This is a genomic window from Roseibium sp. HPY-6 (assembly GCF_040530035.1).
In the GTDB taxonomy this organism is placed as follows: Bacteria; Pseudomonadota; Alphaproteobacteria; order Rhizobiales; family Stappiaceae; genus Roseibium.
In genome coordinates, this window is sequence record NZ_JBEWCD010000002.1 from 785,254 (window position 1) to 800,296 (window position 15,043).

Consider the following 15,043-nt stretch of genomic DNA (forward strand, 5'->3'; position numbering starts at 1 on the left):
ACTATCCCCTGAGCGTACCACCCGTTGCCTTTTCGACATTGGCGATGATTTTGCGGGAGACCGCATCGATCTCCTCATCCGTCAATGTTTTCTGCCGCGGCTGCAACAGAACATCGATGGCAACGGATTTCTGGTCGTCCGGCACACCCTGTCCTTCATAAATGTCGAACAGGGTAACCTCGGCAATGAGCGTCTTTTCTGCGCCTTTTGCCGATTTGAGAAGAGTCTCGGCAGATACATCCTTGCCGACAAGAAACGCAAAATCGCGCCGAACCGGCATGAGATGGCTGGCATTGAGCGCGCCCTTGGAGCCGCCACCCTTTTTCTTCGGTTGCGGCAAGGCGTCCAGATCGATCTCAAACGCAACCAGCGGGCCTTCTATATCAAGATCTGCCAGCGTGCGCGGGTGGACCTCTCCGAAGACGGCAAGCGTGTTTTTCGGTCCGAGCTTCAAACTGCCCGACCGGCCCGGATGAAAAGTGGCCGGGGCATCGGTGTAGACCTGAAGCCGGTCGACTGGTGCGCCGATTGCCGCCAGCGCCGCCTCGGCGTCAGCCTTTGCGTCATAGACATCCACATTGGCCGAAGCCCCGGACCAGTGACGCCCGGAGCCCTGAAGCTTGGCTGTGCCCCGGCGCACGCCCGCAGCGACCATCTTCTGTCCCTCCGGGCTGTCGTCATGGAAAACCTGGCCGATTTCAAATAGGGCAACGTCTCCGAAGCCGCGGTCGGCGTTGCGCTGCGCAGCGGCCAGCAACCCGGGCAACAGGCTGGGGCGCATATCCGACATTTCGTGGGAAATCGGATTGGCAAGGGCAAGTGCAGCGCTTCCACCACCGAAGAGTTCGGCTTGCGGCCTGGAAATGAAGGACCACGTGACCGCCTCGTTGAACCCACGTGCGGCAAGAGCACGACGCGCCTTGTTGCGCCGTATCTGCCCGGTGGTGAGAACCTTCTGGCCGACGGTCCCGGTGCGCGGCAGCGGCGTAAGTGGCACACGATCGAGCCCGATGATCCGGACAATTTCCTCAACCAGATCCGCCTTGCCCTCGATATCGGGACGCCAGCTCGGTGCGGCCACCTTGACTGTCTCACCGGCACCGGAAATCCAGAAGCCAAGCGACTTCAGGGTCAGATTTGCTTCTGCCTGAGATACTTCGACACCGGACAGGCGCTGGATCTCCGAATATGGAAAATCGATAATGTTGCTGCTGTCGGGAACGCGCCCCGCCTGAGTGGTTTCCGACGCCTCTCCACCGCACAGGTCGAGAACCATACGCGTTGCATATTCAAGCCCTGGCATCATGTAATCCGGATCAACCCCGCGCTCGAACCGGTAACGGGCATCCGTGTTGACACCTAGCTTCCGGCCCGTCGCGGCAATGTCGTCTTCGTCCCAGAGAGCGGATTCAATCAGCACGTTGACGGTTTCTTCCGTACACCCGGACGGTTCGCCGCCCAGGATGCCGCCAAGGCTTTCGACGCCGTTGTCGTCTGCGATCACACAAACCGTGTCATCGAGTTCATAGGACTTGCCGTTGAGGCCCTCGATCGTCTCCCCGCTATTGCCGCGCCGCACGACAAGGTTTCCGTGAACCTTGTCTGCGTCGAACACGTGGAGCGGGCGCCCCTGGTCAAACGTGATATAGTTGGTGATGTCGACCAGAATATTGATCGGTCGCAGACCGATCGCCGTCAGGCGGTCCTGAAGCCATTTGGGCGAAGGCCCGTTTTTCACGCCCCTGACCAGTCTGAGACCGAAGGCCTTGCACATCGTTTTGGTGTCGCCGAAGTCGAGGGCAACACTGACCGGACACGGATAGCTTCCGCGGATCTGCTCATGCGAGCGTTCCTTCAGCTTGCCAAGTCCGGCAGCCGCCAGGTCTCGCGCAATCCCGTAGACGCCGGTGCAGTCCGGGCGGTTCGGCGTCAGGCCGATTTCGATCACCGGTTCGTCCAGACCCGCCCACTCTGCGTAATTGACGCCAACCGGAGCATCCGCAGGCAGGTCGATGATGCCGTCATGTTCGTCGGAAAGCTCGAGCTCGCGTTCCGAACACATCATGCCGAAGCTTTCGACGTCGCGGATCTTGCCGACCGAGAGCGTGACGTCGAGGCCGGGAATATAATCGCCGGGATTGCCGAGCACGCCGACAAGGCCCGCGCGCGCATTGGGCGCACCGCACACGATCTGAACCGGCTCGCCTTCGCCCGTGTCCACCTTGAGCACACGCAGCCTGTCTGCATTCGGATGCTGTTCAGCTTCCAGAACCCGCGCGATCTTGAATGGTTTCAGCCTGTCGGCACGATTGGTAACCTCTTCGACCTCGAGCCCGATCATGGTGAGAGTTTCGACAATCTCATCCAATGTTGCGTCGGTTTCCAGATGCTCCTTGAGCCAGGAAAGGGTGAATTTCATCTCAATAACTCTTTATCGCTTGGCGGCGCATTCAGGCCGCGAATCCTTTTACGTGACGCCGTCAGTTGCCGAAGCGGTCCACTTCGGGCAGCACGGTCGCGTTGCCGTAGCTTTCGGCAAAACGGCGGCCGATTTCCCCGAATTCGCCTGTCCAGCGTCGAACCATGTCCGGCGTAATCTGCTGGTTGGTCGCAATCGCCTGGGCAGCCTCTGCCTCGATCCGGTCCCGCAGGATGCCGAGTTCGACTTGGGCCGCGTATTCCGCCCGGTATTTGCCGAGCCAGCCCATGGCCACAATGATCACCATCACGAGCAGAGCCGCGGTGCTTGTAAGTCCGGCCCATTTGGCGGTGCCGCCGATGCGGCGATCACTGGCGATCAACACGATTGAGGCAATCGTCAAGAAGGCAACGATGTAAATTGCCTGCAGGAAGCTCTGATACTTCTCTGCGGAGCTGAGCTCATGATTGGCACGCAGGGTGGTGATCCTGTCGCGCAGATAAAGCAGTGCGTCGGCTTCCGTTCCCAGCTTGTCGCGGAAATATGTGTCGCAAAACCGCAGGCGCCCGCGCGACTCGATTTTCTCCGCACAGGCTTCCATGAAGGATGTCGGTGTCGGAACACGTTCGTCCCTGTCCGCTGTCTGGGCAGCAGCCGGCAGAGCGGCGGCGATCAGCAGGGCAAAGATCAGATAAATGCGGGTCAGCAGTGACATCAAAGGTCGCCCCCAGATCCGGAGATTAGTTGGACAGGCCGCCGAACAAAGTCGGCAGGTCGAGTGGGCGGAAGCCGTAGTGCTGGATCCAGCGCATATCCGCATCGAAAAACGCTCTCAGATCCGGCATGCCGTATTTCAGCATGGCAATGCGGTCGATCCCCATGCCCCAGGCAAAGCCCTGGTAAACGTCCGGATCAAGCCCGCAATTGCGGATCACATTAGGATGCACCATGCCGCAGCCAAGGATTTCCAGCCAGTCTTCACCCTGGCCGATCTTCACTTCGCCGCCGGATCTGTCGCACTGAATGTCGACTTCCATCGACGGTTCAGTGAACGGAAAGAAGCTCGGACGGAAACGCATCTTGATGTCGTCGACTTCGAAAAACGCCTTGCAGAATTCCAGAAGCACCCACTTCAGGTGTCCGAAATGGCTTTCCTTGTCGATAACCAGCCCCTCCACCTGATGGAACATCGGCGTGTGGGTCTGATCGCTGTCACAGCGATACGTGCGGCCCGGAATGATCACCCGGATCGGCGGTTCCTGTGTGCGCATCGTGCGGATCTGGACCGGCGAGGTATGGGTTCTCAGCAAAAGGCGCTCGCCGTCTTCTTTTTCATTGAAGAAGAACGTGTCGTGCATTTCACGAGCGGGATGGCCTTCCGGGAAATTCAGCGCGGTGAAATTCAGCTCATCTGTTTCAATGTCCGGGCCTTCCGCGATCGAAAATCCCATATCCGCGAAAATCGCGGTGAGTTCGTCAATGACCTGGCTGACCGGATGAATGCGGCCGGTATCGGCCGGCGCGGGGCGCAGCGGCAGGGTGACATCGACCTTTTCGCTGGCAAGACGTTGTTCCAGCGCCACCTCTGCCAGAATGTCTTTACGAGCGGTGATCGCGTCGGTGATCTTGGATTTCAGTCCGTTCAGGGCAGGGCCCATGACCTGGCGTTCTTCCGGCGTCATTTTGCCGAGCGTTTTCATCTGCTCGGATATCTTGCCTTTTTTGCCAAGAGCGTGGACCCGGATCTCTTCAAGGGCGGTTTCGTTTTCCGCTCCGTCAATGGCCGTCAGGAGATCGGATTCTAGTGTATCGAGATTGGACATGCGTGCTCGGTCGTCGGTGCGCGCTCTGCGCGCGGAATAAGAAGTCGGGGTCTTTTAGCGAATAATGGCGTCGAATGCCACGGCCTCAAACGCATTATTGCGTGAGCCCCAGGTGAATGGAAAAGCGCCTGAATTTTGGAGTGAGAGACCCGGCGCCTCAGCGCATAAATCGTCCGCAGGCAGGCCCCTGCAGTTCAGGGACACGCACGGCAAAAGCACGCAGGCGCATGGTCAATGCGGCGTGGCAGGAAGAACAGCGATGGTTCGTGCGGTCGATCATGCGCGCAATGTACCGAAGTGTTGGGAGATGGCAAGAGGAAAGACAGACGCAGTGCACCGTCCAAGTCCGTTGCCGAGGTCCAGGTCTCAGTTTCTACCCGGCACTGCCTCGTTCGTTGAGTAGGAGGTTCCTGAGCACACCGCCATCCTCCGCGACCGACTTTGTGACTCTTATCTTGAAGAGGCACCGTAATTCCGAAGACCGGACAACACTTGCTTGTCATCCCCGACTTGATCGGGGATCCACGCGTCTCCAGAGAGTTTTTGACCTTTGTTGGGATGCGCAACTCGGCACAACCCGTCGCTTAAGCTCAGAAGGTTGGTGGCATGGATTGATTTTTCGATTGGAGAAAGCATGACCTAGTGAGGGACGCACTCTCTAAGCATCCACCATATCAGCCCCCTTGGGACGCCCGATGGACGCTTGAAGCTCTTTCTTCAGCCAGTCTCCAAAAGACTGTTTCGCCCGGGTGCGCGGCGCCGTTCTGCCGCTGATCAGCCAATAGCCGAGGCCGGTTGCCGGGCGTTGCGGGAACGGGGCAATCACTTGCCCGGACTTGACGGCATAAACGGCAAGCGTCTCCCAGGCGAGAAAAACGCCCTGGCCCGCAATGGCGGCGTCAAGACAGAGCGAGCCGTCGGAAAATGTCGGACCGTCCTGCAGGATATTTTCAGTAAGGCCGAAGAGATCCAGCCAAGTTTTCCAGGAGAACAATTGTCCAGGATCTCTTATCACCGGCAGCTTGCCGATATCGGCCGGCTCCTTGATGTGCCTGGCCAGCGCCGGGCTGCAGACTGGAAAGACACGCTGATTGAGCAGCTTTTCCGCATTCACGCCGGGATAGGGGCCCTGACCGACACGAATGCAGAGATCGACATCGCTTGTGTCCGGATCAACCAGATCCACAGTGGCTTCGACGCGGACGCGAATTCCCGGATGAGCCTTGTTGAAGGCCTTCAGGTGCCAGACGAGCCATTTGCCGGCAAAGACCGGTGCAACGGAGATCGTCAGAGCGTCTTCTCGTCCGCGCTCCGTGGTCGCAATGGCGGTCGAGAGCGACGACATGGCCGAGGTCAGATGCGACTGCATGGCGAGCATATGCGCCGTCGGGAGAAGCAGGCGGTTGCGGCGTTCGAACAGCTGGACGCCCAACTGGGCTTCGGTTTTCTGAACCTGCTGACTGACCGCGCCAACTGTCACGCCGAGTTCGTCGGCAGCTGATTTGATCGAGCCGAGCCGGGCGACCGCTTCGACGGCGCGTAATCCGGACAGGTGGATGCGGTTCAGGTTTTTCATTTTAGAAATACTAAATCGAATAGTAGAAGAAGTCGATTTTTGTATGCGGAAAAGAGGCATATATAGGCAGCATAGCTAAATTCAATACAAAGGATTTGGCCATGAAAAAAAGAACAATAATAAGGAGACTAAAACTCATGTTGAAACTGTTTATGCGCAGGCAGGCAAGAACGACAACGCCGTCCTGGTACGACCGGACCGATCCGTTGTCCCACCCGGCCATTCAACGCATGAGCCAGCGCGAACTCGCTGACCTGCCGTTCAACCGGCGCTGACATCCGGCCGGCTCTCCCAGCCGGCCAGGTTAAAGTCCGATCAGCTGGAAACTCAAATCTGATCGGCGTTCCAATCAATCAGAAAACGGCGCCTGGATTTCATCCGGCGCCGTTTCTGATTCTTGAAGCGCAGCCGTTGCGACGTAGACCAATCGAGGCTGCCCACTTGACTTGGAGCGACTCCAACCCGGTAGTTTTCCTTCATGCCAAAGAAGGAGCACCAATGCGCATATCCGAAGCATCGGCGAAATCGGGCCTCAGCGCCGATACCATCCGCTATTACGAGAAATCCGGTCTTGTCCCTGCCGTTGAGCGCGGGACGGATGGGTTGCGGCGCTTTTCTCCTGAAAACGTCGAGTGGCTCATTCTGCTTTACTGGCTTCGGAAAACCGGCATGCCGATGCGGGAAATGCAGCGCTTTGCGGCGCTTTACCGGCAAGGCGACACCACGACACCGGAGCGCCGGGAGGTGTTGCTGAACCACGAAAAGCGTCTGCACCGGCGGCGTGCCGATCTGGACCGCTGCCAGGAAGTGCTTGCCTACAAGATTGCAGCTTACGATAAAATTGAAGGAGGTCTGTCATGAAGATCATTCTGGTCGGTGCGTCCGGCGACGTCGGCAGAGCTGCGTTTGACGAATTGTCAGCGCGTCACGACATCATCACAGCAGGTCGGACTTCGGGTGATGTCCGCGTGGATCTGGCGTCACCTGAAAGCATCCGCGCCCTTTATGCGCAGACCGGACCGGTCGATGCGGTCATTTCAGCTGCCGGCGAAGTTGAATTTGCGCGCATCACCGATATGACAGTCGACAAGTTTCGATTCGGCCTGGAAAACAAGGCGCTGACGCAGATCAGTCTTGTTCTTGCCGGGCTGGAGACGGTGCGCGAGGGCGGGTCGTTCACGCTGACCAGCGGCATCCTGGATCGCGATCCGGTCCTTATGGGGGCAGGCGCTGCAACGGCAAACGGTGCTTTGGCCGGGTTTGTGAAGTCGGCGGCAATCGATCTGCAAAAGGATCGGCGGATCAATGTTGTCAGCCCAGGCTTGCTGGAGGTATCTGCCGACCAGTATGGGGCGTGGTTCCCCGGCCATGAACGGGTGCCGTCGAGGCGCGTCGGTCTGGCTTATGCCAAATGCGTTGAAGGAGCGATAACGGGTCAGGTTGTGACGGTCGACTGAGGCGGTCGTAAGCTAACGCCGTGCGCCCACCTGCGCGGCGATTTGTCAGTGACGGGAGAGGACAGGGTCCTCTCCCGCCTTCTTCGAGGTCAAGCCAATCCGAGGCCGCCGCCGTCGACAGTGAATTGCAGGGTAAGAGACTCGAGCAGGTCGCCACCGCCCTTGTCCTTGTCATAGACACTGATTTCGATGTCTTGCGTGCCTTCGCCCAGGCTTGTCCCGTCGAAGAAATCGCCCTTGGTGTCCCCGAAAAGGGCGTAGGGTTCGACATTCTCAAGGCGGGACTGCGACCCCATCGTCAGCCGAACGCTTTCGACTGGACTGTCGTCGTCAATGTGCGTGGCTGCGATGGTTACGTTGCGCCCTTCGAAAAGCCCTGCATCCAACACGTCACCGTCTTCGAGCGTGGTAATGATCTCGTTTGTATCCGTGTCGGCGAAGAAGAACGAGAGATACTCGGAGGTGGTGTCCGGATCCGGTTCCGGGTCGGGGGCATCGTCGCTGACAGTGACCGTCACGGTCGTTTCTTGGCTGACAGCGCCATTGCCGTCGGAAACCGTGTAGCGGACAGTCTGGCTACCCGCCGATCCCGTGTCAGGAGTATAGACGATCTTGCCGTTTTCGACCTCGGCAGTGCCGCCCGCCGGTTGTCCCGTAATCTCGATTGTCAGCGGATCACCGTCCGGATCGCTGTCATTTGCCAGGACATCGATCACGACGGCCTTGTCAGTTGTGGTTTCCGCCGTATCCGGATTGGCGACAGGGGCACTGTTTGCCGGTGTGCCGGGCCCACCGAAGGCAGGCGAACTCTCGATGAAAGTCCTCGCATCCTGAGGCGTGCCGTTCTCGATCCCCGTCAGTGCATAAAAGAGCATCCCGGCGTCGGACGGGTCGTTCTTTTTCGTACTTCCCGCAGGCTCCATGATAGCGCGCGCGTCCTGAAGAACGGGATCATCCGTGGCGTCTAACCACGACCAGGCCTGGTTGTTGAAGCCCTTGTCGTTGTTGTTGCCATCGTTCTGGTCCCGGATGTCGATTTGCGTGACACCTGGGAAGTCGTCCCGGATGTCGTCCCAGGTCCGGGCCTCCGTCAGGCCGGGATCGCTCGGATTGTTGATGACATCCCTGTTTTCGTTCCAGCTGGAATGCGATAGCAGCGTAATGTTCGCGTGGTTTGCGGGGTCTGTCTGTTCAAGGGCGCGATAGGCAGCCTCCATCGGCCCACCTTCGATCATCAGGATCTTCTCACCGGAATTCAGCTTGTCGACGAGCAGCGCCGTCGTGGCGTCGATATCGTCCTGATAGTTGTAGGCGTCCAGCCCGAGTTCTTTTGCGAAGTCACCTCCGTCATCAAGCTTTGCCTTGCGGTCGCTTGCGTTCGCCTCGGCGAGGTTGTTGCCGTAAAGCAGTGTTGTCTTGTCTTCAATACCGGCTGCCTTGGCCAGCACGGCGGCCACCGGAATCGCGGCAATATCATCCGGATCGTTGTTGTTGCCGTCGAAATGGAAAAAGACATGATCGAACTGATTGATCAGGGCGTTTGGGTCAACGCTCACCAGATCTGGTTCCGGATCGGCCGGATTGTCCGGGTCGCCTTCACCGAAAGTGAACGGCACTGAAAACGAATCGAGCAGCGCGCCCGATGCGTTGGCGTCGCCATAGACCTTGATTTCCAGCTCTTGCGCGCCGGACGTAAACCCGCTCGTGCCGCTGAAGTTGCCGTTCGTGTCTCCGAACAGCGCATAGGGACTGACATTTTCAACCCGGGTGGTGCCGCCTAGCTTGAGTTCCACGCTGCCGATGCCAGCGTTTCCATCTGTGGGCTCGGCCGCAATCGTAACGTTCCGCCCGGCGTAGTCGGACGTGTCGATCGTTTCTCCCGGATTTAAGTATCGGATGATTTCGTTTGTGTCCGCGTCAGCCAGATAGAAGGTCAGGAGCCCTTGACCTGGAGCAGTCGGTGACGCGTCTGTAGCTGTACTCATCGCTTTATCCTTGGGGATGGCTTGAAAGACTTTCGATTTCACCAATGCCTAAGCGATGGCGCGCCCTGAAGTGACACGAATACACAGTGATTTTTCTTTTTTATTTGTATTTTTGATTCGAATATTAAGATAAATAGAAAATATGCTGATAAAGTGGCGTTTTTCGTTCAGAAATATTGTATGTTTTGCAATAATAAGAGTGATTTAAACTTAATCTAGGCGGGTTTTTAGCCAAGTCGCACGATTGTTTACGTGCATATCGAAACTGATGCGAACCTCTGGTTGGAATGGCCAAAGGTCTCCTGACGCTTGCGCGGGAACGAAAGCTTCGAGGATCAGCAGCTAGGTGCAGACCATCGAAATAGTCCGGGAAAGCGGCGGACAATTTGCCGGAACAAAGTGCAGACGTTCCAATTCGCCGCAACGGTTTCGCCGACGTTATAATAAGCATTGCTTTGGAGAAAGCTCTCTCACTCATCCATCTTGAGGGCCTGGATGAAGGCTTCCTGCGGGATCTCGACCTTGCCGAACTGGCGCATCTTCTTCTTGCCCGCTTTCTGCTTTTCCAGAAGCTTGCGCTTACGGGTGGCGTCGCCGCCGTAGCATTTTGCGGTCACGTCCTTGCGCAGCGCGGCGATGGTTTCACGGGCGATGACACGCCCCCCAAGAGCTGCCTGGATCGGGATCTTGAACATATGCCGTGGGATCAGATCCTTGAGCTTTTCGCACATGGCGCGGCCGCGGCGTTCCGCCTGGCTGCGGTGAACCAGAACGGAGAGCGCGTCGACTGGTTCCTCGTTGACCAGGATCGACATCTTGACGAGGTCGCCCGCGCGGTAGTCCGAGATCTGGTAGTCGAAGGACGCGTAACCTTTGGAAACCGACTTCAGCCGGTCATAAAAGTCGAAAACCACTTCGTTGAGCGGCAGGTCGTAGGAAACCATGGCGCGGGTTCCGACATAGGACAGGTCCACCTGAATGCCGCGCCGCTCCTGGCACAACTTCAGGATCGCGCCAAGATACTCGTCCGGTGTCATGATCGTCGCGCGGATCCAGGGCTCCCGGATCTCGGAGATCTTGACCACATCCGGCATGTCCGCAGGATTGTGCAGGTCTATGTCTTTGCCGTCGGTCAGGGTCATCTGATAGACAACGGACGGGGCAGTTGCGATCAGGTCGAGATTGAACTCGCGCGACAGCCTTTCCTGAATGATCTCCAGATGAAGAAGGCCGAGGAAGCCACAGCGGAAACCGAACCCGAGCGCGGCAGAAGTTTCCATTTCGAAGGAAAAGCTCGCATCGTTGAGACGCAATTTGCCCATGGCGGCGCGCAGGTCTTCAAAGTCGTTGGCATCGACCGGGAAGAGACCACAGAAAACAACCGGCTGTGCGGGTTTGAAGCCCGGCAGAGGGTCCGCACAGGGCTTTTTGTCGAGCGTGATCGTATCACCCACACGTGTGTCGGCCACTTCCTTGATGGAACCGGTGATGACCCCGATTTCACCGGAACGCAGCTCGTCCACCTGGATGAATTTGGGTGTCATGACGCCGACCCGATCGACATCGTAAGACGCCCCGGTCCCCATCATCTTGATCTTCTGGCCCTTTTTCAGCGAGCCGTTGATGACACGCACGAGGACCATCACGCCGAGATATGTGTCATACCAGCTGTCGACCAGCATCGCCTTGAGCGTCTCATCCGGATCGCCTTCGGGCGCCGGCAGCTTGTGCACGATCGCTTCCAGAACATCTTCAACGCCAAGACCAGTCTTCGCGGAAATCATGCAGGCATCTGACGCATCGATGCCGATTACGTCCTCGATCTGCTCCTTGATCCTGTCCGGTTCGGCGGCAGGCAGGTCGATCTTGTTCAGGACCGTGACGATCTCATGATCGTTGTCGATCGCCTGATAAACGTTGGCGAGCGTCTGCGCTTCCACACCTTGCGACGCGTCGACGACGAGAAGAGAGCCTTCGCAGGCAGCAAGAGAGCGGGACACCTCATAGGCGAAATCCACGTGTCCCGGTGTGTCGATCAGGTTCAGCGTATATTGCTGGCCGTCCTTGGCGTCATAAATCAGCCGTACCGTCTGTGCCTTGATGGTAATACCGCGCTCGCGCTCGATATCCATCGAATCGAGCACCTGCTCGGTCATCTCGCGATCGGTCATCGTTCCGGTCATCTGGATCAGGCGGTCGGCCAGGGTCGATTTGCCATGATCGATATGCGCAACGATGGAGAAATTTCGAATGTTGGAAAGCGTCTTCGTCGTCATGGCCGCCCGTTTACCACCGCAATTGGCTTTCGACCAGAAAAATGCGCGCCTTGGAGCAGGAATTCCGGCACTTTTTTGAAGGCACAAATCGCGTTCGATTCTTGCGCCCGTCCGGTTGTTTCGATGGCTCTCCGGCAAATGACGTATACCTGAGGCGTCAATTGTCGTTGCAAATCGGCATTGGGCGCGGTCAATCCACATCCGTTGCACAAACGCCGTCAACTCAAGAGATGATCCATGCGTATTCGACATGCCGAGGCAAATGATATCCCAGCAATTCTGGCGCTTTACAATCACGCTGTGCGCGAGACGACAGCCGCCTGGACGGGGCGCGAGGAGACACTCGACGACCGGACGGCGTGGTACCAAGGCCGCGTAAGCAAGGCTCTGCCCGTTATCGTGGCGGTGGATGACGAGGAGAATGTCGCTGGTTTCGCCAGCTACGGACCTTTCCGGTCGAAGGAAGGCTATAGGCATACGGCCGAACACACAGTCTATGTTGACCCCTCAAGACACCGTCAGGGCATCGGCCGGGCGCTTATGGTTCGTATTCTTGAAATCGCCGCAGCTGAAGGCATTCACGTTCTCGTCGGCGGTGTCGACGGTGACAACCACGCGTCCATTCGTCTCCATGAGGCGCTCGGATTTGACGTCAGTGGAAGACTACCTCAAACGGGAACGAAATTCGGCCGCTGGCTGGACCTGGTGTTTTTGACGAAAGTGCTCGGCCCGAAGGAAGCGCCCCAGAGCTAGAGTTTCCTGGCGGGGTCTTCGTTCAGGTAGCGGCGCCAATGGCGTTACTCAATTTGCCGTCAGCACTGTCCGGCAGGCATTTGGCAGGGCGGCAAGAGCCATCGCACGCTTCTTGACCACTTTCGGTTTTTCGCCTGCCTTGGGAGGGTTTTTCGGCACCCAGGGTTCATCGGACAGCCAATAGGTCAGGTGAGAGCCGCAGCCGTCGCCGGGAGGCGGCGGATCCTGGTTCTTGCAGCCGACGCTGTCGTTCGGACACGAAAGCCTGACATGGAAATGATAATGGTGGCCCCACCAGGGGCGCACCTTGCGCAGCCAGGCACGGTCCTTGCCCTTTTCAAAATCGCAAAGCGCCTTTTTGATTGTCGGATTGACGAAGATCCGGGCGACACGCTTGTCGGAAGCCGCCCGGCGGATGAGACGCGCATGGGTGTCGGACCATTTTTTTGGATCAACCCTGCGGTCGGCGCCTTTGATGTCAAGCGGGCCCTTGAGCATCGAAATAGCGGAGATTTCTTCGCGCTCTTCTGCAGTGAGGCGCCTGTTCGGCATTTCCCGTAGCCAGATATCGGCATCAAGGCCGATCTGGTGACTGGCGTGGCCGGACAGCATCGGTCCGCCGCGCGGCTGGGCCAGGTCACCGACCAAAAGCCCATTCCAGCCGACTTTTGGGGCGTCGGCAGCCAGATCCTTCAGATAGTCGATCAGGTCCGGATGGCCCCAGTTGCGGTTCCGCGACAAACGCATGGCCTGCCATGTCGGCCCGTCCGGCGGCAGGGAGGCTCCACCGGCAAGACATCCCTTCGCGTAGGACCCGATAGCGCGCGCCTTGAGCGGCGCCGGCCCGTCAGCAGCGCCGAAATAATTCTTTGCCGGAAATTGCGAATGCAGCACCAGTTTCGGCTTGGTAGCTACATAGCCCTCGGGCACCTCGCGTTTTTTGGTAGGAACGGGAACGCCTGCAATGATCGTGAGGGTCGGTCGATAATCAGACGGTGTGGTGCCACCCGGTTTCGTGCCCGGAACCGGCACGATATTCGCGGTCGCTGCACCAGCCAGCAGTACGCTGATTGCCAGCGCCTGGCCGGCAAGCGACATTTTCCAGATGATCCGGGCTGATCGTCCGCGTCGGGTCACGGCAGAGCCTCGTTTTGTTCTGATCCGGCCGGCAGGATACTAACAATCAGACCCGCAGCCTGTGCACCTAGGCAGCATGCACCAGATCAGAAGAGGATGCATCCGTTTCCGCTGTTTCATGCTCCGCTTTCAACAGATCGGCCAGCTCATCAAGCAGGACCGTGTTGTCGCGAATGACGCGGTCGGCCGCACCATTGAGCAAAATGATGTTCCCGGGGCGTGCGTTGTCGAAGTCTTCGGCCTCCGGCTCAAGCACTGCGTTTAGCCGGTGATAGCTGACATTGGGCAACTCAGCGAAGAGATGCTGCGCCTGGTAGGCTGCGGTCTGCGTCTGGCCGTCGGAAAAAATCGACAGGATCGGCACGCCCTTGGAAGGCTGCATCCAGCCGAGCGCACCCCAGCCGATCGCATCCTGATAAGAAAAGGGGCGTTCCGGCGCACGGCCCGTTCCAAGCGAAAGAATGACGATCTCGTCCTGGTCCCAGCCAAGCTTGCGGCTCTCCAGGTATGCGGCAATCGCCGGATCGCTCATGAAGACACCGCCATCGACCATGGCTTCTTCCCGCTTCCGGGTAAGGTTTTCAATGCGGGCCGGCTCGAAATAGGACGGCGCGGCCGTTGTGGCGCGTACCGCCTGCCAGAAGTAATAGTCGTCAGGCCGGCTTCCGTTTTCTTCCAGTCCATTGGTCATGAAGACGGCCTTGCGCTGTTCGATATCATATGCGGTCAGCACCAGCTTCGTCAGCGCGCTCGCCATGGACGTCCAGCCGAAACGCTCCTTGAGCAGCTTTTCCAGCGGCCGGGCATCATAAGTCTCATCAAACAGCCCAAGCGGATTGGTGACCGCGCGCGAAAGCCGAGCGGTGATGGAGCTCTTGAAAATGTCCCGCGACTCGCGCTCATAAAACTCCCGAAGCTCCGCAATAGTCGCTGCCGCTTCACCGGCCGTGCCACCCGGTCGCGGAGCGCTCAGCCCCGCTGCAATCAGGCCCCCGGTGGACGTCCCAGCCATCAGGTCGAACACCTGGTGCAGGGGTTTGTTCACGCCGCGTTGGCCAAGGCGGCTTTCCAGCGATTCCAGAACACGCAAGGGGATGAGTCCGCGGACACCGCCGCCGTCAATTGATAAAATAAATCGCTTTTTCTGGGTCATCGTAAGTCCCCGGGAGTGGTCAAATTGGAAGGGGCAGCGCTTGTTCGCAAACCTGCATCATACGCTTATGTGATCTGTTGTTAAATTTTTGCGACCAATTGCGACACTGCAATGGCATCCACAATAGGTAATCGTGATTTTTTGTGTCTGCCTCAGAAAAAACTCATTTACTATTCAATGGAGTTTGCAATATGTTAACGCGATGTTTTGAAAATGAAGCGGCGGGTTAGTACCCGCCGCAGACCTTCGGATATCTTGAGGTCGATTTCTAGAAGCCGAAGGGCCATTTGTCAGCAAAAGCTGCCATGGCTGTGAAAAAGGCCGGGAGCGTAGACTGTACAACCAGTCTTAGACGCTCTCGGCCCCTTTTTTTGCGTTTCACTTGCAATTCCAAAAGGATAGCTTGGTTTGTATCCTCAATGAATGCATTGGCACAATTGAGCCTGCCTTCATTTGCAAGGAAC

The 15,043-nt window shown here is 57.9% G+C and carries 12 protein-coding genes; 4 read left to right on the plus strand and 8 right to left on the minus strand.

All coding sequences use genetic code 11. The features are described from left to right. Nucleotide 1: 1 nt before the first annotated feature. The 4 genes from pheT to ABVF61_RS15020 form a co-directional block, all read right to left on the minus strand. A complete protein-coding gene (gene pheT / locus ABVF61_RS15005) occupies nt 2-2,419 on the minus strand; it encodes a phenylalanine--tRNA ligase subunit beta (protein WP_353994350.1) in 2,418 nt (805 codons plus the stop codon). A gap of 61 nt (nt 2,420-2,480) precedes the next feature. Beyond that, nucleotides 2,481-3,134 (minus strand): phenylalanyl-tRNA synthetase subunit alpha, encoded by a 654-nt coding sequence (locus tag ABVF61_RS15010; protein ID WP_353994351.1) that lies wholly within the window; start codon nt 3,132-3,134, stop codon nt 2,481-2,483. 25 nt (nt 3,135-3,159) lie between these two features. Beyond that, nucleotides 3,160-4,242 carry a phenylalanine--tRNA ligase subunit alpha gene (pheS, locus tag ABVF61_RS15015; RefSeq protein WP_353994352.1) on the minus strand — a complete coding sequence of 361 codons (1,083 nt, stop codon included), beginning with the start codon at nt 4,240-4,242 and terminating at the stop codon, nt 3,160-3,162. A gap of 658 nt (nt 4,243-4,900) precedes the next feature. Beyond that, the gene (locus ABVF61_RS15020) at nt 4,901-5,818 is read right to left on the minus strand and encodes a LysR substrate-binding domain-containing protein (protein ID WP_353994353.1); all 918 of its coding nucleotides are present in this window, start codon (nt 5,816-5,818) and stop codon (nt 4,901-4,903) included. A gap of 137 nt (nt 5,819-5,955) precedes the next feature. Between ABVF61_RS15020 and ABVF61_RS15025 the strand changes: the two genes are divergently transcribed. The 3 genes from ABVF61_RS15025 to ABVF61_RS15035 all read left to right on the plus strand — a co-directional run bounded on the left by ABVF61_RS15025 (nt 5,956) and on the right by ABVF61_RS15035 (nt 7,275). Then, nucleotides 5,956-6,093 carry a hypothetical protein gene (locus tag ABVF61_RS15025; RefSeq protein WP_353994354.1) on the plus strand — a complete coding sequence of 46 codons (138 nt, stop codon included), beginning with the start codon at nt 5,956-5,958 and terminating at the stop codon, nt 6,091-6,093. A 223-nt stretch (nt 6,094-6,316) separates the two neighbouring features. Then, nucleotides 6,317-6,679: a MerR family transcriptional regulator gene (locus tag ABVF61_RS15030; protein WP_353994355.1), complete on the plus strand. Its 363-nt coding sequence runs from the start codon at nt 6,317-6,319 to the stop codon at nt 6,677-6,679. After that, nucleotides 6,676-7,275, plus strand: a complete 600-nt coding sequence (locus tag ABVF61_RS15035) for a short chain dehydrogenase (RefSeq protein WP_353994356.1) — start codon at nt 6,676-6,678, stop codon at nt 7,273-7,275. The genes ABVF61_RS15030 and ABVF61_RS15035 overlap by 4 nt, the downstream gene beginning before the upstream one ends. An 89-nt stretch (nt 7,276-7,364) precedes the next feature. On the opposite strand, the gene ABVF61_RS15040 is transcribed toward ABVF61_RS15035, so the two are convergent. Both ABVF61_RS15040 and lepA read right to left on the minus strand, forming a co-directional pair. After that, nucleotides 7,365-9,260 (minus strand): Ig-like domain-containing protein, encoded by a 1,896-nt coding sequence (locus ABVF61_RS15040; protein WP_353994357.1) that lies wholly within the window; start codon nt 9,258-9,260, stop codon nt 7,365-7,367. 470 nt (nt 9,261-9,730) lie between these two features. Next, nucleotides 9,731-11,536, minus strand: coding sequence for a translation elongation factor 4 (lepA, locus tag ABVF61_RS15045; protein ID WP_353994358.1), 1,806 nt, complete (start codon nt 11,534-11,536; stop codon nt 9,731-9,733). A 237-nt stretch (nt 11,537-11,773) separates the two neighbouring features. Here lepA and ABVF61_RS15050 point away from each other — a divergent pair, with 237 nt between their 5' ends. Continuing rightward, nucleotides 11,774-12,289: a GNAT family N-acetyltransferase gene (locus tag ABVF61_RS15050; RefSeq protein WP_353994359.1), complete on the plus strand. Its 516-nt coding sequence runs from the start codon at nt 11,774-11,776 to the stop codon at nt 12,287-12,289. 48 nt (nt 12,290-12,337) lie between these two features. Here ABVF61_RS15050 and mepA read toward each other — a convergent pair whose 3' ends face one another. Both mepA and ABVF61_RS15060 read right to left on the minus strand, forming a co-directional pair. Further along, nucleotides 12,338-13,426, minus strand: a complete 1,089-nt coding sequence (mepA, locus tag ABVF61_RS15055) for a penicillin-insensitive murein endopeptidase (protein WP_353994360.1) — start codon at nt 13,424-13,426, stop codon at nt 12,338-12,340. 67 nt (nt 13,427-13,493) lie between these two features. Next, nucleotides 13,494-14,579 (minus strand): patatin-like phospholipase family protein, encoded by a 1,086-nt coding sequence (locus ABVF61_RS15060; RefSeq protein ID WP_353994361.1) that lies wholly within the window; start codon nt 14,577-14,579, stop codon nt 13,494-13,496. Nucleotides 14,580-15,043: the final 464 nt, after the last annotated feature.